We start from the raw sequence: 5419 nt of genomic DNA on the forward strand, positions 1-5419 counted from the left end.
CGCTTCGGCGGAGCCGTCGTCGCCTTCTTCATGGGAGCCGGCATCAACGGCTTCCTTCTGGCCTGGGCGGTGGGGACCGTCGGCAGTTGGTTCTATCTGGCCGGGTCGGCGTGGTTCGAACTGCGCCGCCGCGATCTCACCACAGGGTTCGTCTGGCGCGGGCCGCTGGCCAAGGGCTTGCCCGGCGCCTGGGGGTTCGCCTGGAACACCAACCTGGCCGCCACCCTGGACGTCGCATTCACCCATGTGGCGACTCTCGTGGTGGGCGCGCTGGTCGGCCCCACCCAGGCGGCCTTCTGGCGGGTGGGCCGCTATGTCGCCGACGCCCTGGCCAAACCGGCCAAGCTCTTGATTCCCGCCCTCTATCCCGAACTCGCGCGCCTTCGCGCCGAAAATCATCAGATCGCCATGTGGCGCCTTGCGCGCAGTGTCGGCCTGATTGGCGGCGGCGTCGGCGTCGTGATGCTGGCCATCGCCGGCTTCGGGGGACCGCCGCTTCTGACGTTCTTCATGGGCGAGGCCTTCGCGGCCGCCTCGGCGGTGATGACCTGGCAGCTGGCCGCCGCGGTGCTTGGCATATTCGCACTTCCGCTTGAGCCCATGCTCGTTTCGCTGGGCAAGCCGGGCGCAGCGGTGGTGGTGCGTCTGGCCGTGGGTTTCGCCTTCCTGGCCGCCCTGCCCTTCCTCGTCGGCCAGTTCGGCATTATAGGCGCGGGCGCGGGACTTGTGGCGGCGACCGGCGCGCTGGCGCTGGGCATGTTGGGATTCATCCTTCGCGAAAATGGATCGCGTCCGGTCAAAGGCCCGGCGCCGTCGAACGACTGAAAGGCCAAGCTTGACTGTCACGCCTACCGCTCCGGACCGGCCGTTCCGCGAAGGCGGCTTCGCGACCCTCACCGAGGCGCTGGACTTCGCCGCCGGCGGGCCGACGGGTCTCAACCTGTTCGGCATGCGCGGGGAACTCATTGAGGCGATCCCTTACGCCGTGTTGCGCGATCGCGCCCGCGCCCTCGCCGCGCGGCTGCTCGCGGCCGGCTTGACCCCCGGCGACAACATCGGACTCGCGGCTGAGACCGACGCTGACTTCATCACTGCGTTCTTCGCCTGCCAGTACGCCCGTCTCGTCCCGGCGCCCTTGCCGCTTCCCGCGCCGCTTGGCGGGCGCGAGGCCTATGTCGAGCAGATCGGCCGCATGCTGACCTCGGCCAAGGCCGCCGCCGTCTATGGCTCCGAAGCGCTCGCGCCGTGGCTGGCAGAGGCTGCCGCCCGCGCGGGCGTCCTCCGCTCCGGGACCCTGGCCGACCTGCCGGACGCCGCGCCGCGCGACCTGCCGCCGCCCGGGCCGGATGATCCCAGCTACGTCCAGTTCTCGTCCGGTAGCACCCGCAACCCCACAGGCGTCCTCTGCACGCACCGCGCGCTGATGGCCAACGCCTATGCTGCGACCCAGGGCGGCCTCGGCGTTACGCCGGCCGATCGGGCGGTCTCGTGGCTGCCGCTCTACCACGATATGGGCCTGGTCGGCTTCCTGCTGATGCCCCTGTCGGCGCAGATGTCGATCGACCTCCTGCCGACCGGCGCCTTCGTCCGACGCCCCCTGCTGTGGCTCGACCTGATGTCGCGCAACAAGGGCACGATCACCTACAGCCCAAGCTTCGGCTATGAACTGTGCGCCCGCCGGGGCGACGGCGGCCGCGACGATCTCGACCTCTCCTCCTGGCGCGTGGCCGGTTGCGGCGGGGATATGGTCCGGGTGGGCCCGCTCAACGCCTTCGCCGAACAGTTCGCCGCCGCGGGGTTCAAGCCGCAGGCGTTCGTCGCCAGCTATGGCATGGCGGAAGCCACCCTGGGCCTTTCCATGTCGCCCCACGGCCAGGGCCTGATCTTCGACATGGTCGATGTGGCGCGCATGGAGCGCGACGGCGTCGTGATCTCCGGGACCGATGAGCGGGCGCGGGCCTTTGTCCGCTGCGGTCGCATCTTCGAGGGTCATGAGGTCGAGATTCGAGACCCCCAGGGCGCGCCGCTTCCCGAGCGCCGCGTCGGCCGGATCCACACGCGCGGCCCCAGCCTGATGCGGGAGTACTTCGGAGATCCTGGGGCCACGGCCGCGGTGCTCAGTCCAGACGGGTGGCTCGACACCGGCGATCTCGGCTACCTCGCCGACGGCCAGATCGTCCCCACCGGGCGGGCCAAGGACCTGATCCTGCTCAACGGGCGCAATGTCTGGCCGCAGGATCTGGAATGGACCGCTGAATCCGAGGTCGAACGCCTGCGCAGCGGCGACGTCGCCGCTTTCTCGATTGACGAGGCCGAAGGGGAGCAGCTGGTGGTTCTGGTCCAGGCGCGCGCCGTGGGTCCGGAGGCTCGACGCAGCCTGGCCGACGACGTGGCCGCCGTACTCCGCGCCCGACATGGCGTCGACGCCAGGGTCGAGCTGGTCGGCGCCCACGCCCTGCCCCAGACCTCGTCCGGCAAGCTCAGCCGCTCAAAGGCCCGCGCCCTCTTTCTCGCCGGCGCCTTCCGCCAGGAGGCCCACGTCTGACCCGGCCCCTCGCGGCGGTGACCGGAGCCACGGGCTTCCTCGGTCGCCCTCTGGTCGCCGCGCTGGACGCCCAGGGCTTCCGTGTCCGCATTCTCACACGCCGTGATCCGGTCGATCCGCTCTGGCGCGATCTCGCCATCGAGGCCGTCCCGGGCGACCTGGACGATCGACCGGCGCTCTCCCGGTTTTGTGACGGCGCCAACGTCCTGGTCCACGCCGCCGGGATCGTGAAGGCGCGCCGGCCCGCGGATTTCGAGGCCGTCAACGCCGTAGGCGCCCGTCGGGTCGCCGAGGCCGCCCGCGACGTCGATCATGTCGTGCTGGTCTCCAGCCTCTCGGCGCGTGAGCCCCAGCTGTCGCCCTATGCCGCCAGCAAGCGGGCGGGCGAGTCTGCGATGGCGGAGGTGCTGGGCGAGCGCCTGACGATCGCCCGTCCGTGCGCGATCTACGGACCCGGCGACCGCGAACTCCTGCCCGTCTTCCGGGCCGCCGCCGCCCTGCCGGTGCTGCCCATCCTCAGTGAGACGGCCCGGATCGCGATGATCGAAGTGTCGGATGCCGCGCGCGCCGTGGCCGACCTCGCCCAGACCCGCCCCGGCGGCGTCGTTGCGCTTTGTGACGATCGCCCTCAGGGCTACCTTTGGCGCGAACTGATGGCCGCCGCCGCGAGGGCCGTCGGCAAACCCGCGCGATTCATCCCGGCCCCGCCGGCGATTGTCCGCGGGCTCGGCCTCACAAATGATTTCACCCGCCTGTTCGGCGCCGCGCCGATGCTGACCTCGGCCAAGGCCCGCGAGCTTTTGCATGAGAACTGGGCGGTGTCGGCGGTGGAACGCATCAACGCGCCTAGTGGAGCGGCGATCGCGCTTGAGGACGGCTTCGCAGCGACCGCGGCATGGTACCGCAGCGCGGCATGGATGAAACAATAGCTTCGGTTTTGTGACCGGGAGGCCAAGCGAAGGTGGAAATCCCGGCTGGAAATGGTTAGGGACGCGGTTTGCGCGGGCGCGCTGCGTCGAACTGGGGACGGTTTCGAATGGTGGAACTGGCGACGGACCTCACCGTCCGCGAAGTCGCGCGGGCCGCCGAGACGGTGCTCGGGCGGAGCGTTCAGATCACGCCGGAGACCGATATCGCCCGCGACCTGGCGGTCGACTCGCTTGCGCTGATGAACATTGTTATGGAGCTTGAGGATCGATTTGACCTTTCGATTCCTCTGGATCGCTTGGCTACCGTGCAGACCGTGGGCGACCTCTCCGACCTGATTAACAAGCTGCGAATGAAGGCTTAAGGATGTCGCTGCTCGACAAGCACCTGGGGTATCGCGCCCCCCTGGATGGCATCCGCGCCGCCGGGGCCGACCCGTCCAGCGTCCGTTTCGACGCCGTTCTCTCGCCGACTGAAGGCATGCTGGATGGCCGCAAGGTGATCCTGCTGGGCACCAACAACTATCTCGGCCTGACCTTCGACCCCGACTGCATCGAAGCCTCGGCCCAGGCCGTGCGCGAGTGGGGCACGGGCACCACGGGCTCTCGTTTCGCCAACGGCACGTTCAGCGGCCACACCGCGCTGGAACAGTCTCTGGCGCGCTTCTACGGCCGCAAGCACGCCATGGTGTTCACCACCGGCTATCAGGCGAACCTCGGCGGCATCTCCGCGCTCGTCGGCCGTGGCGACCACCTGATCCTGGACGCCGACAGCCACGCCTCCATCTATGATGCGGCCAAGCTCTCGGGCGCCGAGGTCATCCGCTTCCGCCACAACGACCCCGACGATCTGGCCAAGCGCCTGCGCCGGCTGGGCGACGCGCCGGGCGGTCGGTTGATCGTGGTCGAGGGCATCTATTCGATGATCGGCGATGTGGCGCCGCTCAAGGAGTTCGCCGCGGTAAAGCGCGAGATGGGCGGCTATCTGCTGGTCGACGAGGCTCACTCCATGGGCGTGCTCGGCGAAAAGGGCCGGGGCCTGGCCGAACAGGACGGCGTCGAGGCCGATGTCGATTTCATCGTCGGCACCTTCTCCAAGAGCCTGGGCGCGGTGGGCGGCTTCCTGGTCTCCGATGAGGACAATTTCGACCTGCTGCGCATCGTCAGCCGGCCCTACATGTTCACCGCCTCCCTGCCGCCGGCGGTGATCGCCTCGACGCTCAAGGCGCTGGACCGGCTGGAACAGGATCGCGGCCTTCGCGTGCGTCTCTCCAACAACGCCGATCGGCTCTATGAGGGCCTGCGGGGCCTTGGCTTCACGGTCGGCCCGCACTCCAGCCCGATCACCGCGGTGGTCATGCCTGACCAGCTGATGGCCGTCGGCATGTGGAACGCGCTGCTGCAGAACGGCGTCTATCTCAACCTGGCGATTCCGCCGGCCACGCCGGGCAACCTGTCGCTGCTCCGTTCGAGCGTCAGCGCGGCGCACACGCCGGAGCAGATCGATGCGGTGCTGGCGGTGTTCGAGCGCCTCGGTCAGGATTTCGGGCTGCTCAAGCGCTCGCGCCGCGCCACCGCCTGACGCCGCCTCAGCTCCCACCACGCCCCCGGGGCCGCCAGGAACGGATGACGCTCGCGGAAGGGCGTGACTTCCAGCTCGATCCCGGTATGCCGTGCGACCTTCCAGGCCGCATAGCGTGCGGCGCCGTCAAAGGTGAACGCCGCCTTGGCGATCCGGGCGAGATTCAAGGGCTTCCCCGCCAGGCTCGGAAGACGCCAACCCGGCAGCCGGGCCTTGGTCGGCGAAACCTCCGTTCCGACGTCCCGATAGCCGACGCCGCCCGCCTCCCAGGCCAAGGGCAGTAGGCTGGCGTACCGACCGGCGTCCGACCCCAGCAGGCTATCGGCCCGATCCGTGGTCTCCATCCGGAACTCCGCCGCATAGGTC

The 5419-nt window shown here is 69.4% G+C and carries 5 protein-coding genes and 1 pseudogene; 5 read left to right on the forward strand and 1 reads right to left on the reverse strand.

Features of this window, described 5'->3' with window-relative positions; translation table 11 throughout:
- From ACIQ3R_RS14855 to spt, 5 genes are all read left to right on the forward strand, one after another.
- Window positions 1-825, forward strand: an 825-nt coding sequence (locus ACIQ3R_RS14855) for a lipopolysaccharide biosynthesis protein (protein ID WP_397419637.1), incomplete at its 5' end; no start/stop codon positions are given.
- Window positions 782-2545 carry a fatty acyl-AMP ligase gene (locus ACIQ3R_RS14860; RefSeq protein WP_397419638.1) on the forward strand — a complete coding sequence of 588 codons (1764 nt, stop codon included), beginning with the start codon at window positions 782-784 and terminating at the stop codon, window positions 2543-2545. The genes ACIQ3R_RS14855 and ACIQ3R_RS14860, both read left to right, overlap by 44 nt.
- A gap of 17 nt (window positions 2546-2562) precedes the next feature.
- Window positions 2563-3474, forward strand: coding sequence for an NAD-dependent epimerase/dehydratase family protein (locus ACIQ3R_RS14865; RefSeq protein WP_397419639.1), 912 nt, complete (start codon window positions 2563-2565; stop codon window positions 3472-3474).
- A gap of 110 nt (window positions 3475-3584) precedes the next feature.
- Window positions 3585-3836, forward strand: coding sequence for an acyl carrier protein (locus ACIQ3R_RS14870; RefSeq protein ID WP_397419641.1), 252 nt, complete (start codon window positions 3585-3587; stop codon window positions 3834-3836).
- A gap of 2 nt (window positions 3837-3838) precedes the next feature.
- Window positions 3839-5053 carry a serine palmitoyltransferase gene (gene spt / locus ACIQ3R_RS14875; protein WP_397419640.1) on the forward strand — a complete coding sequence of 405 codons (1215 nt, stop codon included), beginning with the start codon at window positions 3839-3841 and terminating at the stop codon, window positions 5051-5053.
- On the opposite strand, the pseudogene ACIQ3R_RS14880 reads toward spt, so the two are convergent.
- A pseudogene (locus tag ACIQ3R_RS14880) lies at window positions 5008-5419 on the reverse strand (hypothetical protein); the annotation flags it as partial. The gene spt and the pseudogene ACIQ3R_RS14880 sit on opposite strands and share 46 nt — an antisense overlap.

This window comes from Phenylobacterium sp. (assembly GCF_044371015.1).
Lineage (GTDB): Bacteria > Pseudomonadota > Alphaproteobacteria > Caulobacterales > Caulobacteraceae > Phenylobacterium.

Excerpts from the sequence above, each read along its gene's own strand:
- spt (WP_397419640.1), top strand. The coding sequence starts at position 3,839 with ATGTCGCTGCTCGACAAGCACCTGGGGTATCGCGCCCCCCTGGATGGC.
- ACIQ3R_RS14860 (WP_397419638.1), top strand. The coding sequence starts at position 782 with ATGGATCGCGTCCGGTCAAAGGCCCGGCGCCGTCGAACGACTGAAAGG.